This is a genomic window from Bacillus mojavensis (assembly GCF_012648005.1).
Taxonomy (GTDB): domain Bacteria; phylum Bacillota; class Bacilli; order Bacillales; family Bacillaceae; genus Bacillus; species Bacillus mojavensis.
In genome coordinates this window covers 1,987,823-2,006,568 of record NZ_CP051464.1, presented here as the reverse complement: position 1 = coordinate 2,006,568, position 18,746 = coordinate 1,987,823, and the positions used below count along the sequence as shown (strand labels likewise).

The window sequence follows — 18,746 nt, the reverse complement described above, 5'->3', positions numbered from 1 at the left end:
TATGAGCTTTCAAGATATCAATAATAAAATGAAGCAATTTGAGCTTAAGTACTATGGAGAAGGTTCTCATAAAAAAAGTAGCGAAGCAATTGAGAAATTTGAAAAAGACTTAGGGGTCGCAATAGATGATCTATTTAAGCAATTTGTACTGTACTACGGGGGTAGTAATATACTGGCAGACAATGTTGTTTTCCCAGTACTTGAGAAAAACCCATGGGCAGATGATAACAAACCTAGATTAGGTATATTCTATGGGTTTGGCTTGGACGAGGACGACTTTAATATTGCAGCTCTTACTGATACATACGATGATCAAATGCCTGATTGGATAATACCAATAGCTGATGCTGATGGTGGAAACCAAATATGCCTTGGTATAAAAGGGGAAGGAACAGGAAAGGTTTATTTCTGGGATCATGAGTTGACGAATGGAGTAAAAGACACCTTTCTGATTGCTGATACATTTGAAGACTTTATTCAAAGCTTATCAGTTGAAGAGGATTCAGATGAAGAAGATGACGGTATTCTTTTCATGGAATTAGATGATGATTTACTAAACAGTTAAGCAAAAGTATTGCAAAGATAATGTTTAAGCTCTCGATAGGAGAGCTTTTTTATTAAAGTACAAGAGTGGATTAGAATTTAGCCGAGATAAAAGGGGGCAGTTTTATGTCGGTAAATAATTTATTAGGAGAAATTCGAAAAAGAAAAGCAAAGTATGGAGATGAACCGAACTCTCCCGCCACAGAAAAAGAAATCAATAAATTTGAAGCGGAGGTTGTAGGCAAGTTTCCAATAAAGGAGATTCCAACAGGTTATAAGGAATTCCTTCAAAGTGTAAACGGATTAGACTACAATGGTATAGTGATTAACGGGATCGACAATGATTTATTGGAAGAAGAAAAAGATGAAGAGGTTTACGGCTATCTTGAAACAAATGAACTTTGGCACGAAAATGATGAGCAGAAAAAATATCTGTTTTTTGGTGACTCAGATACAGCCTGGTATTGCTTAGATGTAATTGAAAATGAGTACCTAGAGCTTGATAAACCCTCTGGAACGCCTATGAACAAATTTGATGATTTTAACGCCATGCTAGCTGATGCATTGAAAGTTAGTTTAGACGACTAAGCAAAAGTATTGCAATTGTATGAGATCTTGCAGAAATAAGCATCCAATTCAATAAAATAATGGTTTTATCCATAAAGCAATTGTATTGCAAATAACATTGCCATCTGGTTATAATTAGGGAAAGATAATATAATTATTTTTTGCATGTGCTTAATGGAAGTGCATAAAATAAAAAAAACCAGGGTGTTGGCGCACCCCGGTTTTGTACAAAAAGCTGCCCATCAAAGGGCTTGCTCGATGTGGTTTCTTGGTAGACTTATCCCTTCAGGTTCTGAGGCTCAAGGGAGGTCTATTTTTTATTTATATACGTCAACAGGGCGATTATAAACGACCCGAATGCAAGCATCATTAATGCCTGTAATGTTGACATAGCATCACCCCCTTTCGTTAGGGGATGAGTAAGACTCCCTTCAGTGAGCAAACTTAGTGTACAGGAAATATTATATTATACATAAATCCCCTTGTTGTTAAAAATTAACAATATACTGTCAACGAGCATGTGAAAGAATTTCTATCAACATCATTTATATTTGAAATGACAGACACATATGGTAGTTTGCGACTCGCAAAATTCAATGTGCAGCCCTAATTCAACTATTGAGTAGGATTGTTAAAAAGTGTTGATTTGTTGTTTTCAGCAATCGGTCTATATTCCTGAATAGAAATTTAATAACTGTAGGATTATTAAAAACGAAAAGTGAGGATTGTATATGAAGACTGTTAGTCAAGAAATCCAAGATTTATCCATTACATCCTTGGAGTCAACTTTTAGTAAACTTTCAAATGCTTATAAAAGCGCGACAGAAAAAGGTTCAAACACAACTCTTGTCAAAAAGAGACTAAACGCCGTAAAAATTGGTTTGGAAAGTCTAAAAGGTACTTGGAATGGCGACGATTTTTGTTATGAACAAGAAATCATATTGACCTCTAAAGAAGTTCTACAAGATATCATTCCTTCTATAAAAAAACAAATAGCAAAAGCAAAAGAAGGCAGTTCTCAAAAAACATTAAACGAGCGTCGCTTAACTGCACTAAAACTGGCAATCGAATCTTTAGAGAACCGTCTTATATAAGACAGTTAATTGTTCCAGAATCGGGTGCGTTACATAAACAAGATTGGAGGAAACCTTGTTTTTTAATGTCGTGTTAATGGTAGCGGGAGATTAAAAAAGAACCTGGTGAAATTGCCCAGGTTCTTTTTATATTGCACAAAAATAGACACGGTGATATAATCATGCTACGTGTGCTTTATTAATAAAAGTTATAGTTATCCATCTTATATTTTCATTATATCATGCTGTAAAGCTCTTGTCAATTTTTATTTTTGAAGGGGAGATGTAGAATGAGTTCTTTGGTTCTTGGTTTTCACGAAATTGAAAAAACACAGCATTTGCTTGTTGGAGGAAAAGGGTTAAATGTAGGTGAATTATCAAAAATTCAAGGTATACAAGTACCAGAAGGATTTTGTGTCACAACAATAGGATATCAAAAAGCTATCGAACAAAACTTAACGTTACAAGTGTTGTTGGATCAATTGGCCGTGTTAAAAGTTGAGGATCGAGATCAAATTGGTAAAATCAGCAGGAAAATTCGACAAATCATTATGGAAGTAGAAATTCCTTCCGATGTTGTGAAAGCAGTTGCTCACTATCTCTCCCAGTTTGGCGAGGAACATGCCTATGCCGTGCGTTCGAGTGCGACTGCTGAAGATCTACCACATGCTTCTTTTGCAGGTCAACATGATACCTATCTAAATATTATCGGCAAAGAAGCGATCTTGCAGCATATCAGCAAATGCTGGGCTTCCCTATTTACAGAACGAGCGGTAATCTACCGCATGCAAAATGGATTCGACCACAAACAAGTTTATTTATCCGTTATCGTTCAAAGGATGGTTTTCCCTCAGGCTTCGGGGGTTTTATTTACCGCTGATCCGATTACCTCTAACCGAAAGGTGTTATCCATCGATGCCGGTTTTGGACTTGGTGAAGCACTGGTTTCTGGCTTCGTATCTGCAGATTGTTATAAAGTGCGGGAAGAGGAAATCGTTGAGAAGAGGATCGCAACCAAAAAATTAGCTATCTATGGAAGGGAAGAAGGCGGAACAGAGACTAAGCAGATTGAACCTGATCGGCAGATGTCTCAAACACTCACTGACGGGCAAATTCTACAGCTGGAACACATTGGAAGGGAGATCGAAGCTCATTTCGGCCAGCCGCAAGATATCGAATGGTGTTTGGCTGATGATACGTTTTATATTGTTCAGAGTCGGCCGATCACTACTTTATACCCGATCCCTGAAGCGAATGATCAAGATAATCACGTCTATGTATCTGTTGGTCATCAACAAATGATGACAGATCCCATAAAACCTCTTGGATTGTCTTTTTACCTGTTAATTACTCCTGCGCCTATGCATAAAGCCGGTGGAAGGTTGTTTGTAGATGTTGCACCTAGGCTGGCTACACCTGTCGGCCGAAAAAATTTATTAAATACCATGGAATCCGATCCGCTTATAAAAGGCGCACTTATGACCATAATAGAGCGAGATTTTATTAAATTGTTACCAAATGATCAAACGGCACCGATTTTGGGCAGAAGTCATACAGATATGCTGGCACAATTCGAGAACGATCCGACAATCGTTTCTGATTTGATTAAGCGTAGTCAAGCATCAATAAAAGAGTTAAAACAAAACATTCTAACGAAATCGGGATCGGATTTGTTTGATTTTATTCTGGAAGATATCCAGGAATTAAAGAAGATTTTATTTGACCCGCAAAGTTCGGCTGTTTTTATGGCTGCGATGAATGCCTCAGCATGGATCAATGAAAACATGAACACGTGGTTAGGCGAAACAAACGCAGCTGATACGCTTTCTCAATCTGTACCGGGTAATATTACGTCGGAAATGGGTCTGGCGCTGATGGATGTCGCGGATGTGATTCGCCCATATCCAGAAGTGATTGATTATTTGCAGCATGCAAAAGAAGATAACTTTCTGGATGAATTGGTTAAGTTTGATGGAGGAAGGGAAACCAAAGACGCTATCTGTGATTATCTAAGCAAATACGGGATGCGATGTGCCGGAGAAATCGATATTACGAAAGCTCGTTGGAGTGAAAAACCAATTACACTTGTCCCGATGATTCTTGGTAACATCAAGAACTTTGAGCCTAATGCAGGCAATCGAAAATTTGAGCAAGGCCGCCAAGAAGCTTTAGAAAAAGAACAAGAGTTAATAGGTCGATTGAAGCAATTGCCAGATGGTGAACAAAAGGCTAAAGAAACCAAACGAATGATTGACCTCATTCGGAATTTCATTGGGTATAGAGAGTATCCCAAATACGGTTATGTTAGCCGTTTCTTCGTTTATAAGCAGGCTTTACTGAAAGAAGCTGAGCGACTCGTTCAAGCTGGCGTTATCCATGACAAAGAAGATGTGTACTATCTCACTTTTGAAGAACTTCACGAAGTCGTACGCGCAAACAAACTTGGTGATCAGATCATCAACAAACGAAAAGAGGATTACAAATTTTTCGAAAAACTAACCCCTCCGCGTGTTTTTACGTCTGATGGTGAAATATTCTCCGGTGAGTACAAGCGAGAAAATTTGCCGGCTAATGCGATTGTAGGTCTACCTGTTTCTTCCGGAGTGATAGAAGGAAGAGCGCGTGTCATTTTAAACATGGAAAATGCCGATCTGGAAGACGGAGATATATTAGTCACCTCCTTTACCGACCCTGGCTGGACACCATTATTTGTATCCATAGAAGGTCTAGTCACCGAAGTTGGGGGACTGATGACCCATGGATCGGTTATCGCGCGTGAATATGGCTTGCCGGCAGTTGTCGGAGTGGAAAACGCAACCAGACTAATCAAAGACGGGCAACGAATTCGCGTGAATGGAACAGAAGGATACATTGAAATATTGTAATGCTTAAATCAAATTAAAAATCACTGTCAAAGTGGACGGTTATTCTTTTATCTTCTTGAGCAGCGATAACGATACTTAGTGAATGATGAATATTGATGGTTTGCTACACACATTGAGGTCCTAGCTATTTTCGACAAGATCAGAGAATCAATGAAATATACACGAAATGTAAAAACATTACTTTAATATAAGCAAAGCCGGAACCCATGGAGTGGGAATCCGGTTTTTTTATGTGAAAAATACTTGGCATGCGAAATCCGCATTTTGTTGGCGGAACACCTTTAATTGATGAATCTTATTTAGATGCAGGAAAAGAAGATCCTGAAGAAATGGCCAAAGCAATCCAAAGCAGCATGTGGAGAGAATTTGGTTTGATGTGCACAGTAGGCATTGGAGATAATATGTTGCTAAGTAAGCTTGAACTTGACCTGGAGAGTAAGAAAACGAAGAGTGGCATTGCACGTTGGAGATATGAAGATGTGCCAAATAAACTCTGGAAGGTTCACCCGTTGTCTAAAATGTGGGGAATAGGAGGGAGGATGGAAAGAAACCTGAACCGAATGGGGATATCAACTGTAGGTCAGTTAGCTAATTTTCCCTTAGAGTTGCTTGAGAAGAGATTTGGAATAATGGGGAACCAGTTGTATTATCATGCTCATGGAATCGATTTATCTGAAATAGGAGCTCCACTGATGCAAGGGCAGATTAGTTTTGGCAAGAGTCAGATTTTGCTTAGGGATTATACAAAGAGAGAAGAGATTAAAGCCGTTCTTTTGGAGATATGTGAGGAAGTCGCAAGAAGGCACGTACGCATGATGAAGTTGGTCGAACAATCAGCGTGGGAATTGGATACAGTAAAGAAGAGCTTGGTGGTGGATTCCATCGATCCAAAACAATTGATCTTTCCACAATATCACGATGGACATTTATAGATGCTGCCTGATGCTCTTTAATAAGTTTTACTTGGGTAAGACAGTGAGAAGTATTTCTGTCACGTTATCAAATATTGAGGGTGATGTTAATCAGCAGTTGAATTTATTTGAAGTGGATAATGAAAAGAGAAGGAAACTCGGGTTTGTGATGGATGGGATCAGAAGTAAATACGGCTCTAAAGCAATTCTAAGAGCAGTTTCTTATACACCCGCAGGGACAACGCTTCATAGAGCTGGGCTTACTGGGGACATAAATCATAAAATAAAAGCCCACTCAAAGTATGAGTAGGGCTAGATTAATGAATCAACCTTTTTTAACCTCCGACAGGCCTTTCAGCTACCTGGATGTTAGATGGTGAATCTGTACTTAATTGCGTTAAAGCTACCCCACTTAAAATTACAGCTAAAATAGATACGCAAAGCACAAGTTTTTTCATAAGATTCCCTCCACCTGGTTCATTTTCTGTTCAGCCCAAATTTTCGCATTGAAAAAGCTTGTTGCTTCTTCAAAAGCACCTATTGATTCAAACCTTTTTGCAGCGATGTAGGACAATTCATCTACACTTTCAAGTTCATTTTGTTGTTTTAAAAACTCAATATTACTATTACAATTATTAAAATTATTTTTTAATTCCCCACAATAAAGGTTATATAAGATGCTAATTTTGGCTTCGTATACTTTATTCTCCATTAATATGAGTCTTTCCTGTGCTTTATTGTAAAAATTAATGGATTTCATTTTTTCGTCAATTTTAAAGAGTTCTTTAATCATCATGAATAAAGAATTTATATAATAAATTGAATGTAACCAAGATTCATATCCTATTGCTTTTTCAAGAGATTCAATGCATTTATCAGGTTTGTTCCAATCAGAATAAACGATACTAAGATTGTGGTATAATTGAGCTTTCAAAAATTCATCTTTTGTTTCTTTTGCAATATCAATTGCTTCTAAATAATATTTTTCTGCTTCCTCAAAGCGTTTCATATCAGCATAGTTTGCAGCTGCAATCATTGTTGATGTAGCTAGTTTGCATTTATAATCAGGGTGTCGCTTATATATTGAAATTGCATTTTTTATATAGTGTTGTGCCACAATGCTTTGTTTAACAAGAGTGTATAAGTAAGAGACTTTAGAGTAAAATTCAGCTGCTTCAATTTCATCCGGAATTTCTGCAAGCTTTTTCTCAGCTAATCCATATAAGTTAATTGCTCGATCATAGTTTTTATTGTATGCCTCATACATTGCTTCAAATAAATAAAAGTTGTATTCTAATTTATCATTTGTTTTTTTAATGAAGTTTTGATTGTCTTCAGTAAAATAGGTGTGCTTTTGCAAAGGTTCTCCTCGTGAGGAATGCAGCAACATTTTATGTCTTTCTTCTAATAGACTATAATACGCGAGAACTTCTTGATCTTCTTCCATATCATCAAAAAGTTTTTTTATCTCTGAATAATATTTAATTGATTCATCTACCTTTTGTTTTTTTATAGCAATGTACCAGTCATTCAGTGTAGTAGCGACAACTTCTGCAGCAATCTTACTCATTCAAACCCCTCTTTCTGAATATTTCAAAAATCTCTAGAAAACAATCATAACATAATCATTGAAAAAAATGTAAAAGGGTGTAAAGTTTTTGGCGATTTTTCATTTAAATACCCTCCTCAATTAAGAGAAGGGTAGGGGTTTTATCTCGGTGAATCGTATTCTATTGCTTGTTCCCTATCAGAATTTCCTGAGTTGTTTGTGAATAAGGGTAGTGTTTAAGAGGTTATTGATGTCTTTTTATCGAAATAAAGACTAAGTTTAAGTATTTTGAAGGGAGTTCCTTTATGCATATAACAACAAAAAGGTTATTAATACGTGAATTTAAATTTAAAGATTGGAAATATGTATATGATTATACATCAGATATTAATGTTATGAAGTATATACCAGAAGGGACTTTTACTGAAGAAGATGCAAAAGAATTTGTAAATAAAAACAAGGGTGATAACGCTGAAAAATTTCCTGTAATACTAATAGATGAAGATTTCCTTATAGGGCATATTGTTTTTTATAAGTATTTTGGTGAACATACATATGAAATTGGGTGGGTATTTAATCCGAATTATCAAAATAGAGGATATGCTTCTGAAGCAGCACAAGCGATCTTGGAATATGGATTTAAAGAAATGAATTTACATAGGATTATAGCTACTTGTCAACCTGAGAATATTCCCTCATACCGAGTTATGGAGAAAATCGGTATGAGAAGAGAAGGCTTTTTCAAGAGATGTATTCCACGAGGCAATGAATGGTGGGATGAATATTACTACGCTATTTTAGAGGAAGAGTGGAAATGAACTATTAAGGATTTTTAAGTATTGCTGATGGAGCAGTATCTAAGAGAGCTGTTGGATAAAGTCTGTACTTACTTAAACATTGAGATGCATGAGTTATTGATTTTCAAAAAGCAAGATCATAACAATATCGATCACTCAGAAAAAAATGGTATACTAAAGTTACAAGGTTGGGAAAGAATTACAAGTTTTCTAACAGTGTGCTTTCAAAAATTCAATATTATATAGTGAATATTTGGTGTAGTGTTAATCCCAATGTTTATAGCAGCTTATACTCCTGAGATAAGCAACTTTATTAGAAATATATTTAAATAAAACTACGATTTAAAAGAGAACGGAGACATGCCTTCAATATGAATGTTAAAAAAACTGCAGCTGTTTTTTCAATCACTATTCCAACTATCTCAGCTATCTTAATTATTAATTTTTTTACTGGAGTTATTTCAATACCATGGCAAGGTATGCCGGTGTTTTTTCCATTAATACTTTCCCCTATGGGGATCATCTTGGCGTTGGTCTCAATAAAGGCAAATAAACGGTGTGCTGTATATGGAATAGTCTTAAATGCAATTATGTTTCCATTTCCTTTTTTCTGGTTTATAGGCGGGACTTTGTTATTTGGAGTTTGACGAAAATGGACGAAGATTTGATCAATTGCATAACTGAATTACAATTCTTTTTAGAGTGAGTTATTTTTTTGGAGGTTAAGAGTTTTGAATATTAATAAAAAAAATTTGGCTATATACGGTCTTACACTAGCGCTCTCATGCATTACATACGGAATTATCATTGGGTTTTATGGTTTTGTTTACTCCAATTTCGAACCTTGGATGCTGATAACCATTTTTATCATACCATTATATGCATTTATTCCATATACAATATTTGCTGTTCCGTTACAAATTTTACTTCGAAAAAAAGTAAAGAAATTCAGTGTGCAGTACTTATTAATTTATATCGTAGTAGCGCTAATCGCATTATTCTTGTTTTCCTTAGCGAGTGATCCATCTTATGTGCTTAGTGAGGTTAAACATGTGAGCTTTTATTATTTGAGTTTTGTAGCAGCAGCGGTTTACTGGTTCTGGGATTCAGTATTTATCAAGAATCAAATTAAATAATGGATTTAACAACGTTTATACAACAAGTAAGAAGGCTGCTGATCCAAACAGTAAATATCCAGACAGTTTTTGGTTGCTTAATATCGGTTCAACTCCGACTACTGATTAAAGGCCTGCAACAAATAATTGAACAACCAGCAACAACAATTCATCTTGATTAAACAGTGAGTATACGCACAAGAATAATGCAATGCAAGAAACCGAAAATTTTGCAACTTTTAGCAAGGTATCACTCCTTATGCAGTCATGAATTAACCTTAACACGATGACGTGTCTTAATCCGAGACGCAGGCATCTCTGAAAAAAGATAGGCTCTTGTTGGTGTTAAAGCAACTGTGATTGAATGGAGATTATCAATATTTTTGATGGTGAAGCAGTGGTTCCTGCTATTAAAATTCCGAAATAGGCACAGAATTTAACTGAAAAGAGCATTAAATTAAATGCTCTTTTTTCATACCACAATGCCGGCATCTCGCAAGAATACACCACTTTTTACTGAGCTTTTGAACAGAGTGTAATCGCAATGTCGCATATCTAGTTTGGAGTTGACCGGCATTAAGTTCATTTTTGTTGACCAGGACTACGATGAAGAGTTTAAAGAGATCATGAACCAAGAAACGTCAGCTGGAATGGAAAGAAATTTGGCCAATCTTTTTTTGAAAAAATAGGCTTAAAGTGATTGCCTTTTTCATGTTAATCGGTTTGTTACTCATTAAAAATGAGGATTACAAAATTATTTATAAGAGTTTGATTTATGCCTTTGGTTGATTTTTATGTACTGCAGTTTGAAAACAAGGAATATTTCAAATCATTTAAGTTAGATGAGGACGGTTATTTGACATCTAGCGACCTTCACGGCGCTTCTAAATTGCAAACAATGTTATGAAGTCATTAAGATAGCAAGTGAGCTCAAAACAAAGTGTAATGTGCAATGTGAGGTAAGAGAAATTCAAGTCGTAAAGCGTTAGGAGTGTTCAGGTGTATTGGATGTGGATTGAGGACGGAGAAAAGAATAGTGGCGGAAGGATGGATTGAATGGGCTGCTATATTGGAAGATATGTATCAAAAGCAGTTTGAATATGTAGAATGGAAGCGGCTTTGAAAAGGAGTGAAATGACATTAAAAATTTAATTTTATTATCCAGTTTTTTCGGGATTATGCTATCAATTATAGGGCAATTATTTGGAGTCCTAACAGATTTCTTTATTTCAGGTATTGCACGACTTATGGGGGTTTTAGCTGGCCTCCTAGTATTACTTTGCTTGAAGTCAAGAAACACAGAAATGCAGACATTTATAGTGAGTTCAAGTATTGCATTAGGAATAATAGGTGCAGGAGTTTTATATCTTCCAGCAGCTATTGTCAATATCTTAATTGGGTTCAAACTAAACAAAAAGTTAAAAGAAGAAAAACAATAAAAAGCAGATCTGAATAGACTGCTTTTTGTTTAGTGTGACAATGGAAAATTGTAGTATAATAGTAATAAAATAATCATTTTAATTATAGTGAGGTTTAGAATGTGCTTAAAGAAAGAGGTCAAATAGATCAAGAATTTGGCGCTAAAGAAATTGCCGAATATTTAAAGTCAAAGGGCAATAAACCAAAGCTTAATGTTAATCACTATCGAGATCACTTTGGTGGCTCTATAACCTTTTGGCCTAGACTTAGGAGATACTACATAGCTCTTATACAATCTGATAAGCAAGGGGATGGAGAACCGCTAAGCAGCAAAGGTGGCTTTACCCAATTAGGCATGGATTCAAAAGGAAAAGCAGAGAAAATAAATGATTCATTTGGTTGACCACTTTAAAGGATGGTATAGAACCAACAAAGAACCAAATACTTGAGAAGAGTATTTGGTTAATTTGTAATTGGCTATGATGATCAAATCTAAACACTATAAGGGGGATTAATAATGAGTGAAGACTTTTATTGCGATGAAGTATTAAGTGGAAAAACAAAAGTAAATAAAGTTTTAGAAACCGAGAATGTATTGGCGTATCATCATACAAGACCTTTTTGGCCCGTCCATATAGTTGCAATACCTAAAAAGCATATTTCTTCTTTAATAACTTTGGAAGAAGAGGATAACGAGCTACTAGTTGAGTTGCTTGGTGTAATAAAAAAGGTTGCAGCTATGGTAACAAAAGAAAGCGGTTCTTGTAGAGTACTTACAAACTTGGGAAAGTATCAGGATTCGAAGCATCTACATTGGCATATAGCTTCGGGAGAGCCATTAAGATAAAAGAATCCTTTTAATCAAAAGGTGTGAAACTAAATGGATTTGTACACATTTATAATAGTTATTAATTGTTTAGCAGCTATAACTACCATTCTACTTACCTAAAATTCTACTGCTCTCAACTAGCATGGCGTTCTTGGAAAAAACAAGGACACGACATTGACAATATAAGTCCAATGGAATTAGTCAAATCAGACAATACGGTAATATTCCGCCACAGAAAATGATGATTTAAACAAATCAGAAAAAGCCAAAACAATCGGATTAAAACCGATTGTTTTGTTGCTTCATAAGGAGGAAAAAATGAAAAGGCTAAAGACCCTTTTTATTCTGGCGAGTATTCTTATAGTCACGTGTTCTTGTGATTTACAACCGACAGGAAATAAAACAGAAAGGAGCAGCAATCATAAAACTGAATTAAAAAATATAAGCAAAGGAGACTTCATTGTTGGCTTTTCACACACATTAAACAGAGGTGCTGAGTTTGCTATATACAAAGAGAATGGATCAATACAGGATAGCATCATAATAAAGGATGCTGTTAATCTTAGCACATCATCATACAATAAAGATGATACGTTTTTTTCTTCAAACAGAAGCAATCACCATTTTATGGTCAATAATAAACCTGGGCGTATTAAGAAATTTAATGATAAAAGCTTGTCTAAAGCAACCGAAGATGAAGGAGCTTTTTTCATTAACACTTCAGAGAATTATGTGATACATGATATAAACGTTGGGTACACTGACTCAGGATTACAAGGTGAATTGGTTTATTGGAAAGATGACAAACAAAAGAAAAACCAAATTAAACTTGATGGAGAGATTGTTTCAGCACAAGTCCTAGATAATAAAATTTACGCTATTGCTAGTGATGAAGAGAATATGTCCATCATCTCAATTAATCCCAAAACGAACAAGCAGGAAAAGAAGGCCTCCATTCCAAATAAAACTGTTTATTTCACAGATGATAAAGATGCATTCCAAATTTTTGATGAAAGAACATTTATGTTAGCTATTAATGATAATGTAAATGAAAAAGAAGCTTCAAAAATACTGTTGATTGATAAGGAGACATTAAAAACAAAAAAAGAAGTTGTAATGGAGAATGGATTCATACCAACAAAATTAAAAAGAATAAATGATGAGATTGTTGCTGTCTCATACAATGGAAAAGTTAGCTTTTTTGATGAAAATCTAAATAAGAAAAAATCTTTCGAATTTTATGCAGGCAATAGTGAAATGTTATTGAATGATATTAAATTTGATGATAGTAACATGTACGTCCTTATCAAAGGGTTTGACATGCAAAAAGAGAAAGTCTTAGGGGAAATAACCTCCTATGACTTAAAATCAGGGAAAAAGGTTAATACAACACCATTAAAAGCGAAAAAAGAATGGGAAATTGCACGTTTTGAATTATTGCATAATGAATAAGATTAATACTGCTTGATGCTCTTTCATACGTTTTACTCGGGTAAGACTGTGTGAAGTATCTCAGTCACACTATCAAATATTGAGGATGATGTTAATCAGCAGTTGAGTTTATTTGAAGTGAATAATGAAAAGAGAAGGAGACTCAGGTTTGTAATGGATGGGATTAGAAGCAAGTATGGATCGAAAGCCATTCTGAGAGCAGTCTCTTATACACCCGCAGGAACTGCACTTCACAGAGCTGGACTTACTGGGGGACATAAATCATAAAAATAACCCCCCTCAATTTGGAGGGGGTATAAGAAAAACATATTAAGAAGTATGTCCTCTGCTTGCAATTTCATACGAATGACCATCAGTAAAACCAATACTGGCTGTATGTCCTCTGCGTGCTTCTTGGACATCTTTTTGAGTGTTAGTTAAATAAATGCTAACAAATCCAATTAAAACAATGGCTAAAATAAAGACAGATGCATGCTTAAGTTTCATAAAGACAATCCCCTCTCTGAATTTGTTTACGGGCATAAAGCACTTTCTCATAATAAGCAACAGCCACTTTATGGTCTCCTTTTTCATTGTAATACTTCGCTGCATCTCCCTCCTATATGAAATATCTAAATATGTAATATTTTATCATATTTAAATGAATAAGGAAGATTAATATTATCTTAAAAAACGGAAAAACAAGAGATGGATAGGGGGTTTTTTTTTGGTGAATCATATTCCAATGCCTGTTCACTATCAGACATTCCTTGAGTAGTTGGGCCAACAATATGATCCATTGGTTAAAACAGTTAGAAGGGCATTAAATTTCTCTGTCAAATCGTCACCATATACAGTCAAATCATATTTCCTCTACGATTAACAGGCTTATCATAAAAATTTAAAAAGAGCTGAAAAAGTAGTAAACATAAGGATTTTTGATGCTTTATAAAACATAAACATGATGTTCACTTGAACAGAGGAAGTTAAGGAAATTTAAATACTTGTGCAAAGGGAGAAACAATAATTTAGGAAGAGCATTTTTCTGAAGGGATAAAAAAATGAAGTATTAATCATATACATATGAATAATCAATCCAGAAATCAGGAAAATTAACGAAAAAATTGTGAGGAACTTTCAATGAAACAATTTATTTTAGTTTTATCCTTATTAAGTATGATTGTTGCCTATCCCCTTCAAACAAACGCGAGTCCAATGCCTTGCAGTGTAATACTGGAGCCGGTAAATAAAAATCTTAAAAATGCTAAAGGTGTAGCATTAATCTATAAGGTGCAATTGAACCCGCCGAGTGCTGCCAGAACCAATATAAGCATTCTTGCTGTCCATCTTCCTGCTCCTTCTTCTTTTGGAAATTACGACAGTTACGAAGGATTTGCTACTATACCAGGTGAGATTAGTTGGCGGTTTAAACTTTATCCTACTCCTGAGGAAGAGATCCCTAGTTGGGCGGGAAGGTTTGACTTAATTACAGCCGAAATGAAGAATGTTAAAGTTCAAGTTCGTCTTACTAATTCTAGAACTCAACAGTTGGGACCAAGTGTGTTAACGAATAATATTCAATCTTGTGATTAGAAGTTACTTGAAGGTACAAACGTGGTCAAACTTGGATTGGAGTTTATGATTAAATCGATTATTTTGCTAAAGAGAATACAAAAATAACTGTCGGAAAACCGATAAGCGGAGTCAAATAAAAAGGTAGTCGCAATTTATGACTATAGGGATGAACCAGAGAAAGCTTTTTGGGTGCACTTATCAAATGGGGAAGATCTGTTTTTAGCCAATGATGAGGGGTCGTTGTTGTATACGAATAAACTTAAGGTTCTAGGCACAAATATTTCAATCATACTCGAGAAGAAGTTCTTGAGGTTAAAAAAGGGAGCTAGAAGCCCCCAATTGCAATCTTTATATTCGTACACCTTCGTAATGGCGAATCCAATGTCCTTCTGAGACTTTTGTAATCCTTTTTACCAGCGGATTCCGTCTTTTTCAAATGTGTTGGCAAAAATACCTGTAGTGCTAGGTAGATCCCATTTGATAGCTTGGGCTTTAAAATCATCATTTGTAACATTTGCAATTCCCTGATCCGGGCTTGTACTTGCAGCGAACGCTGGAAATGCTGAAACAAGTTTTTTATTGTTGCGCAGCGATTACAGAGGAAATAGAACTGAGAAATTTGATATTACATGTGATTTCATACATAAGAGACCACAAGGCAAAGAGCTAAAACTCTTTACCATGAGGTGTTTTCCTTAACCGATTCGCAATAAGCTTCATTAAATTCACTGCAATAGATACCAATACAATGATCAAAGCGATCTCAAGTAAGATGATAAGTCCAATATTTACGTTGTGGCTATCAAAGTAATCACCGGTCAAGGAAAGGAGCTGATAAATACCTAGCATTAGAGTTATAAAAATTGCTCCTAATGCTATTAGAGATTTTTTAGAGAAATCTTTAGCATGTTCGAAATTATAAATCATTAAGAATACAAATAGAGAAACCATAGCAATTTCATGAGTCAACGAATCACTTGCTGAAAACCCTTGAACAATTAAGGAAACAATTAATCCAATTATTCCGATTCTTTTATTCAAGATATCACCTGCTTTTATGACCTATGTGTCAGCTTACCAATTAAAGGGGAGTTTCTCAAGATGATACTCTTTAAACTTAACTTAAAATCGTGATGTTATTTAGATTTCAAGGAGCTGAAAAATGAACTCTCTTTTATATGGCATTCATATGGCTGCTTTCATTAATAAAGACTCCATCAGATTTAGAAACAAGAATTGCGATTCTACGAAAAAAGGATTAGGTTATGGTGAAACAAGATTACTTATAATGTAATTTTTGGGTCCTTGTAATTAAATTGCAAATATTTGTAATATTCACTCATAAATTCATGGTATTATATTGAAGGGAACGATCAGAAGCTTTGGGGGTAGTAATTAAGGATGTTTTAAATAGATACGAGTGCTACCTCATGTCAAAGTCAGAAAAAATATTATAGGAGGTAACATATGTTTAAGTTTACAAAGAAATTCTTAGTTGGGTTAACGGCAGCATTGATGAGTATGAGCTTGTTTTCGGCAAACGCCTCTGCAGCTAATACAGACTACTGGCAAAATTGGACTGATGGGGGCGGAACAGTAAACGCTGTCAATGGGTCTGGCGGGAATTACAGCGTGAATTGGTCTAATACCGGAAATTTCGTTGTTGGTAAAGGTTGGACTACAGGTTCGCCATTTAGGACGATAAACTATAATGCCGGAGTTTGGGCGCCGAATGGCAATGCATATTTGACTTTATATGGTTGGACGCGATCACCCCTCATAGAATATTATGTAGTGGATTCATGGGGGACTTATAGACCTACTGGAACGTATAAAGGTACGGTTTACAGTGATGGGGGTACATATGACGTGTACACAACTACACGTTATGATGCACCTTCCATTGATGGCGATAAAACTACTTTTACGCAGTACTGGAGTGTTCGCCAGTCGAAGAGACCAACTGGAAGCAACGCTACAATCACTTTCAGCAATCACGTTAACGCATGGAAGAGATATGGGATGAATCTGGGTAGTAATTGGTCTTACCAAGTCTTAGCGACAGAGGGATATCGAAGTAGTGGAAGTTCTAACGTAACAGTGTGGTAACAGCTCATCTTTAATCAGGGGTAGCTAACGGGCTGCTGATCGTTCCTTGAGAAGTTTTATAATCATTGTGGTTGTGAGTTATTAAGAGGCGACAGTCTTTTAGTTGGAATTCTAATATATGCCTCGGGCATGGTAAATGATTATTAAAATCGTTAGTAATGGTTAAAGGTCGTTTTCTACTAGGCAAACGGCCTTGGCATTGCTGGTAGGGTATTCTACATCAGGTTTTAATTTTCCCTATAAGTTTAATGGAATAGTATTAAATGAGAATGCTTTCAATTTTTTGCTCTTGCTCTCAACAGACACCTTCATATAATCCTTCTTCATCAAATATAAGCCTTAAGCAAATTAAAAATATCTCGGTAGTTGAACCAGATCCTCAAAACGTTATCCTCGTTAAAGATGGGACTGTTAAGAACAAAAAGTCTAACTTTTATAAAAAGTTATCGAGCTTTTATATCGGCAAAAATGAGTTAACTTAAAAAGAGTGGACAGAAGCAACCCCTCACAATTCAAAAACGATAAATTGCAGGTAGAAATGGTAAGTGGATATGCCCTTGAATACTGTAATAAATTCAGTATTCAAGGAGGCTTAAAACCCTATTACAATATAATTAAGAATAAGAAAGACTCTCCTAATAAGGGTGAGTACAATAATTTATATGAAGTATCTTGTCAGACACTAGGGTTTGCATTGGTCATCGTATTTTGCTGGATCTGATAGCTTTATCATTACAGATAGAGGTAACCCAAAGGTAGCTGAATAGAGTTAAATAAAAATCCTCTCTTTCTGGGAGGATTAAAACGATATATTTACTAATGTGTAAACCAACGCAACGATGAACAAGAAATATGAAATATAAGATATTGCTTTTGACGAACTTGCTTTATGTTTTTGGAAAGTATATATAAGTGCAAAGCCCAAAAAGAAGACAGTCACAAGCCAAGAAGTGTATGGAGGAAAGATTGCGACCAACAACACCATTATCGTTGAAAAAATAAATGAAGAGTAATGAGTACCTTTTTGATCATTATTCAAAGAAATCACCTTAATAAATTTTTACCCATTTTAATGTGTATCAACACAATTTAAAAAGAAATTAAAAAAATGCCAGACATTATTTCTGATGTGAACAAAAGAAAAAGAGCATGTTTTGAAAAAAATTGATCAACACATGCTTTTATATATTGTAATGGGTTAACTTCTTTATAAAAAAGTTTGCTTACATTTGCGGGGGTTCCAAACCAAATGTTGTCCATTCCTCTTTTGCTGGACCATAAATACCAGGAACAGTTAATCCTGCTTGTCTCATAAGAACAGTCATTTGTCCTCGGTGGTGATTTTGATGTTGAATCAAAAACATCAAAAGTGAACCATTTGGCAATTGTTGACCAATAAAGTTGATACGTTCTTGAAGTGTATGATCCGTCCATTGGGTTTTTAATGCCTGTACAAATGCATTACTGGCTTGATGATAGCTGTCTGCTATAAACTGAGCCGAAGTAGGAACAGGGTAATCATCAGCAGGGGCATGAAATGTTAAGTCTGTATTTGAGGTAATGATGCGAATGGCTGCAACAGTATGCCAAGCAATACGGCCTAAAGTCCAATTTTGTGAAGTGATTTCTTGTTTAAGTGATTCATCAGTTAGACTATTTAGCAGTTTCTGTGTAGCATCGGCTTCGAACTCCCAAGATTTCAAAAAATGGTCTAAGGTTTGAAACACAAAAATCCTCCTTAAGATTTTTTTTGTTTTCTTTTTACAGTTTCATTATACCTGCCCGTTTAGGTAAAAAGAACAAAACTTTAGACAAGAATGATTCAAGTAATAAATTGGTGAATCACTTTAAGAATATACAGAACACATATATCGAGCCGCATGGGTAAATGATGCTGCATATGATATGTGTTTTGGAGTTGCCAAAGTAGAGATTGAAGAGTG

General features: G+C 35.4%; 20 protein-coding genes and 11 pseudogenes. 20 read left to right on the top strand and 11 right to left on the bottom strand.

Annotated features, from left to right (window positions below; genetic code table 11):
• Nucleotide 1 precedes the first annotated feature (1 nt).
• Nucleotides 2-565: an SMI1/KNR4 family protein gene (locus HC660_RS10260; RefSeq protein WP_168748029.1), complete on the top strand. Its 564-nt coding sequence runs from the start codon at nt 2-4 to the stop codon at nt 563-565.
• 104 nt (nt 566-669) lie between these two features.
• A complete protein-coding gene (locus HC660_RS10255) occupies nt 670-1,131 on the top strand; it encodes a YrhA family protein (RefSeq protein ID WP_168748028.1) in 462 nt (153 codons plus the stop codon).
• A gap of 289 nt (nt 1,132-1,420) precedes the next feature.
• Here the strand turns inward: HC660_RS10255 and HC660_RS10250 are convergent, their stop codons facing one another.
• On the bottom strand, nt 1,421-1,501 hold the full coding sequence (locus HC660_RS10250; protein ID WP_168749447.1) for a putative holin-like toxin: 81 nt from the start codon (nt 1,499-1,501) through the stop codon (nt 1,421-1,423).
• 340 nt (nt 1,502-1,841) lie between these two features.
• On the opposite strand from HC660_RS10250, the gene HC660_RS10245 reads away from it, so the two are divergent.
• The 3 genes and pseudogenes from HC660_RS10245 to HC660_RS10235 form a co-directional block, all read left to right on the top strand.
• Nucleotides 1,842-2,204, top strand: a complete 363-nt coding sequence (locus tag HC660_RS10245; RefSeq protein WP_168748027.1) for a hypothetical protein — start codon at nt 1,842-1,844, stop codon at nt 2,202-2,204.
• A 269-nt stretch (nt 2,205-2,473) separates the two neighbouring features.
• Nucleotides 2,474-5,068, top strand: coding sequence for a phosphoenolpyruvate synthase (gene ppsA, locus HC660_RS10240; protein ID WP_168748026.1), 2,595 nt, complete (start codon nt 2,474-2,476; stop codon nt 5,066-5,068).
• Nucleotides 5,069-5,352: 284 nt separating this feature from the next.
• A pseudogene (locus HC660_RS10235) lies at nt 5,353-6,289 on the top strand (DinB/UmuC family translesion DNA polymerase); the annotation flags it as partial.
• Between the two features lie 25 nt (nt 6,290-6,314).
• Here HC660_RS10235 and phrK read toward each other — a convergent pair.
• Together phrK and rapK are read right to left on the bottom strand one after the other, a co-directional pair.
• Nucleotides 6,315-6,437 (bottom strand): phosphatase RapK inhibitor PhrK, encoded by a 123-nt coding sequence (phrK, locus tag HC660_RS10230; protein ID WP_004399440.1) that lies wholly within the window; start codon nt 6,435-6,437, stop codon nt 6,315-6,317.
• Nucleotides 6,434-7,549, bottom strand: coding sequence for a response regulator aspartate phosphatase RapK (rapK, locus tag HC660_RS10225; protein WP_168748025.1), 1,116 nt, complete (start codon nt 7,547-7,549; stop codon nt 6,434-6,436). Before rapK ends, phrK begins: the two co-directional genes overlap by 4 nt.
• A 284-nt stretch (nt 7,550-7,833) precedes the next feature.
• On the opposite strand from rapK, the gene HC660_RS10220 reads away from it, so the two are divergent.
• The 4 genes and pseudogenes from HC660_RS10220 (at nt 7,834) to HC660_RS10205 (ending at nt 9,461) form a co-directional block, all read left to right on the top strand.
• Nucleotides 7,834-8,346, top strand: a complete 513-nt coding sequence (locus tag HC660_RS10220) for a GNAT family N-acetyltransferase (protein WP_168748024.1) — start codon at nt 7,834-7,836, stop codon at nt 8,344-8,346.
• 27 nt (nt 8,347-8,373) lie between these two features.
• Nucleotides 8,374-8,484: pseudogene (locus HC660_RS10215) on the top strand (helix-turn-helix domain-containing protein); the annotation flags it as partial.
• Between the two features lie 212 nt (nt 8,485-8,696).
• Nucleotides 8,697-8,972, top strand: coding sequence for a YnaG family membrane protein (locus tag HC660_RS10210; protein WP_168748023.1), 276 nt, complete (start codon nt 8,697-8,699; stop codon nt 8,970-8,972).
• An 84-nt stretch (nt 8,973-9,056) separates the two neighbouring features.
• On the top strand, nt 9,057-9,461 hold the full coding sequence (locus HC660_RS10205; RefSeq protein ID WP_168748022.1) for a UPF0715 family protein: 405 nt from the start codon (nt 9,057-9,059) through the stop codon (nt 9,459-9,461).
• On the opposite strand, the pseudogene HC660_RS10200 reads toward HC660_RS10205, so the two are convergent.
• Together HC660_RS10200 and HC660_RS21085 are read right to left on the bottom strand one after the other, a co-directional pair.
• Nucleotides 9,454-9,686, bottom strand: a pseudogene (locus HC660_RS10200) (hypothetical protein). The gene HC660_RS10205 and the pseudogene HC660_RS10200 overlap by 8 nt on opposite strands.
• A 206-nt stretch (nt 9,687-9,892) precedes the next feature.
• A pseudogene (locus HC660_RS21085) lies at nt 9,893-9,987 on the bottom strand (DUF8096 family protein); the annotation flags it as partial.
• Nucleotides 9,988-9,991: 4 nt separating this feature from the next.
• Between HC660_RS21085 and HC660_RS10195 the strand changes: the two are divergent.
• The 8 genes and pseudogenes from HC660_RS10195 to HC660_RS21075 form a co-directional block, all read left to right on the top strand.
• Nucleotides 9,992-10,212: pseudogene (locus HC660_RS10195) on the top strand (hypothetical protein).
• A gap of 3 nt (nt 10,213-10,215) precedes the next feature.
• A pseudogene (locus HC660_RS10190) lies at nt 10,216-10,429 on the top strand (hypothetical protein).
• Between the two features lie 10 nt (nt 10,430-10,439).
• Nucleotides 10,440-10,563: pseudogene (locus HC660_RS10185) on the top strand (hypothetical protein).
• 55 nt (nt 10,564-10,618) lie between these two features.
• A pseudogene (locus tag HC660_RS21080) lies at nt 10,619-10,892 on the top strand (hypothetical protein).
• Nucleotides 10,893-10,980: 88 nt separating this feature from the next.
• The gene (locus HC660_RS10180; RefSeq protein ID WP_244956491.1) at nt 10,981-11,262 is read left to right on the top strand and encodes a hypothetical protein; all 282 of its coding nucleotides are present in this window, start codon (nt 10,981-10,983) and stop codon (nt 11,260-11,262) included.
• A gap of 114 nt (nt 11,263-11,376) precedes the next feature.
• A complete protein-coding gene (locus tag HC660_RS10175) occupies nt 11,377-11,706 on the top strand; it encodes an HIT domain-containing protein (RefSeq protein WP_168748021.1) in 330 nt (109 codons plus the stop codon).
• Nucleotides 11,707-12,006: 300 nt separating this feature from the next.
• Nucleotides 12,007-13,140: an eIF2A family protein gene (locus HC660_RS10165; protein WP_168748020.1), complete on the top strand. Its 1,134-nt coding sequence runs from the start codon at nt 12,007-12,009 to the stop codon at nt 13,138-13,140.
• 9 nt (nt 13,141-13,149) lie between these two features.
• A pseudogene (locus HC660_RS21075) lies at nt 13,150-13,407 on the top strand (UV damage repair protein UvrX); the annotation flags it as partial.
• A 42-nt stretch (nt 13,408-13,449) separates the two neighbouring features.
• On the opposite strand, the gene HC660_RS10160 reads toward HC660_RS21075, so the two are convergent.
• From HC660_RS10160 to HC660_RS21065, 3 genes and pseudogenes are all read right to left on the bottom strand, one after another.
• Entirely contained in the window at nt 13,450-13,626 is a 177-nt protein-coding gene (locus tag HC660_RS10160; protein ID WP_019712878.1) for a hypothetical protein, read from the bottom strand.
• Nucleotides 13,616-13,732, bottom strand: a pseudogene (locus tag HC660_RS21070) (aspartate phosphatase); the annotation flags it as partial. The pseudogene HC660_RS21070 and the gene HC660_RS10160, both read right to left, overlap by 11 nt.
• A gap of 73 nt (nt 13,733-13,805) precedes the next feature.
• Nucleotides 13,806-13,886 (bottom strand): hypothetical protein, encoded by an 81-nt coding sequence (locus HC660_RS21065; protein ID WP_229147583.1) that lies wholly within the window; start codon nt 13,884-13,886, stop codon nt 13,806-13,808.
• A 373-nt stretch (nt 13,887-14,259) separates the two neighbouring features.
• Here HC660_RS21065 and HC660_RS10150 point away from each other — a divergent pair, with 373 nt between their 5' ends.
• Complete coding sequence (locus HC660_RS10150; protein ID WP_168748019.1) at nt 14,260-14,712, top strand: YoqH family protein; 453 nt, start codon at nt 14,260-14,262, stop codon at nt 14,710-14,712.
• A gap of 45 nt (nt 14,713-14,757) precedes the next feature.
• A pseudogene (locus HC660_RS10145) lies at nt 14,758-14,928 on the top strand (hypothetical protein); the annotation flags it as partial.
• A gap of 432 nt (nt 14,929-15,360) precedes the next feature.
• Here the strand turns inward: HC660_RS10145 and HC660_RS10135 are convergent.
• Nucleotides 15,361-15,735, bottom strand: a complete 375-nt coding sequence (locus tag HC660_RS10135) for a YoqO family protein (protein ID WP_168748018.1) — start codon at nt 15,733-15,735, stop codon at nt 15,361-15,363.
• A 426-nt stretch (nt 15,736-16,161) separates the two neighbouring features.
• On the opposite strand from HC660_RS10135, the gene HC660_RS10130 reads away from it, so the two are divergent.
• Entirely contained in the window at nt 16,162-16,803 is a 642-nt protein-coding gene (locus HC660_RS10130; RefSeq protein ID WP_010334513.1) for an endo-1,4-beta-xylanase XynA, read from the top strand.
• A 799-nt stretch (nt 16,804-17,602) separates the two neighbouring features.
• On the opposite strand, the gene HC660_RS21055 is transcribed toward HC660_RS10130, so the two are convergent.
• Complete coding sequence (locus HC660_RS21055) at nt 17,603-17,842, bottom strand: hypothetical protein (RefSeq protein WP_244956490.1); 240 nt, start codon at nt 17,840-17,842, stop codon at nt 17,603-17,605.
• A 184-nt stretch (nt 17,843-18,026) separates the two neighbouring features.
• Nucleotides 18,027-18,530 carry a DinB family protein gene (locus tag HC660_RS10125; protein ID WP_168748017.1) on the bottom strand — a complete coding sequence of 168 codons (504 nt, stop codon included), beginning with the start codon at nt 18,528-18,530 and terminating at the stop codon, nt 18,027-18,029.
• Nucleotides 18,531-18,746: the final 216 nt, after the last annotated feature.

Excerpts from the sequence above, each read along its gene's own strand:
- HC660_RS10245 (WP_168748027.1), top strand. The coding sequence starts at position 1,842 with ATGAAGACTGTTAGTCAAGAAATCCAAGATTTATCCATTACATCCTTG.
- HC660_RS10150 (WP_168748019.1), top strand. The coding sequence starts at position 14,260 with ATGAAACAATTTATTTTAGTTTTATCCTTATTAAGTATGATTGTTGCC.
- HC660_RS10165 (WP_168748020.1), top strand. The coding sequence starts at position 12,007 with ATGAAAAGGCTAAAGACCCTTTTTATTCTGGCGAGTATTCTTATAGTC.
- rapK (WP_168748025.1), bottom strand. The coding sequence starts at position 7,549 with ATGAGTAAGATTGCTGCAGAAGTTGTCGCTACTACACTGAATGACTGG.
- phrK (WP_004399440.1), bottom strand. The coding sequence starts at position 6,437 with ATGAAAAAACTTGTGCTTTGCGTATCTATTTTAGCTGTAATTTTAAGT.
- HC660_RS21065 (WP_229147583.1), bottom strand. The coding sequence starts at position 13,886 with ATGTCTGATAGTGAACAGGCATTGGAATATGATTCACCAAAAAAAAAC.
- ppsA (WP_168748026.1), top strand. The coding sequence starts at position 2,474 with ATGAGTTCTTTGGTTCTTGGTTTTCACGAAATTGAAAAAACACAGCAT.
- HC660_RS10220 (WP_168748024.1), top strand. The coding sequence starts at position 7,834 with ATGCATATAACAACAAAAAGGTTATTAATACGTGAATTTAAATTTAAA.
- HC660_RS10210 (WP_168748023.1), top strand. The coding sequence starts at position 8,697 with ATGAATGTTAAAAAAACTGCAGCTGTTTTTTCAATCACTATTCCAACT.
- HC660_RS10130 (WP_010334513.1), top strand. The coding sequence starts at position 16,162 with ATGTTTAAGTTTACAAAGAAATTCTTAGTTGGGTTAACGGCAGCATTG.
- HC660_RS10250 (WP_168749447.1), bottom strand. The coding sequence starts at position 1,501 with ATGTCAACATTACAGGCATTAATGATGCTTGCATTCGGGTCGTTTATA.
- HC660_RS10255 (WP_168748028.1), top strand. The coding sequence starts at position 670 with ATGTCGGTAAATAATTTATTAGGAGAAATTCGAAAAAGAAAAGCAAAG.
- HC660_RS10260 (WP_168748029.1), top strand. The coding sequence starts at position 2 with ATGAGCTTTCAAGATATCAATAATAAAATGAAGCAATTTGAGCTTAAG.
- HC660_RS10160 (WP_019712878.1), bottom strand. The coding sequence starts at position 13,626 with ATGAAACTTAAGCATGCATCTGTCTTTATTTTAGCCATTGTTTTAATT.
- HC660_RS10175 (WP_168748021.1), top strand. The coding sequence starts at position 11,377 with ATGAGTGAAGACTTTTATTGCGATGAAGTATTAAGTGGAAAAACAAAA.